The sequence below is a fragment of the Sinorhizobium sp. CB7 genome, assembly GCF_041357635.1.
Taxonomy (GTDB): Bacteria; Pseudomonadota; Alphaproteobacteria; order Rhizobiales; family Rhizobiaceae; genus Rhizobium.
On the sequence record NZ_JAULLL010000075.1, the window covers coordinates 1 to 390 of the forward strand.

The window sequence follows — 390 nt, forward strand, 5'->3', positions numbered from 1 at the left end:
GCCAGTTCGACCAGTCGCTGAGGCCGGAGGGCCGCTTCGGCTTTGCCGGCGAGGCGAAGGGCGATTCTTTATCACCGGACGGCCGCAACCCGTATGTGCTCAACCTGAACGGCATGGTCTCCGACGGCCGGCTCTCCTTGTCCTGGACCTACATGCCGGGTGCGCTGTCGAGGCAAACGGTCGAACGGCTGGTGGCAGACTTCAAGGACAGGCTCGCCCTGCTGATCGACCATAGCCTGAAGGCCGAGCCGAGGCGCACGGCGTCCGACTTCGTCCTGTCGGGTCTCAATCAATCGGAGCTCGAGCGCCTGTCGCTTCCGCTTGCCGACGTGGAAGACATCTATCCGGCGACGGACCTGCAGCAGGGTCTTCTGTTCCACGGCATGCTGG

Annotated in this window: 1 protein-coding gene; it reads left to right on the plus strand. The window is 64.4% G+C overall.

The annotated features are described in order from the left end of the window. The coding region (locus AAE029_RS36240) for a hypothetical protein (protein WP_371077769.1) at positions 1-390 on the plus strand (390 nt) is incomplete at both ends.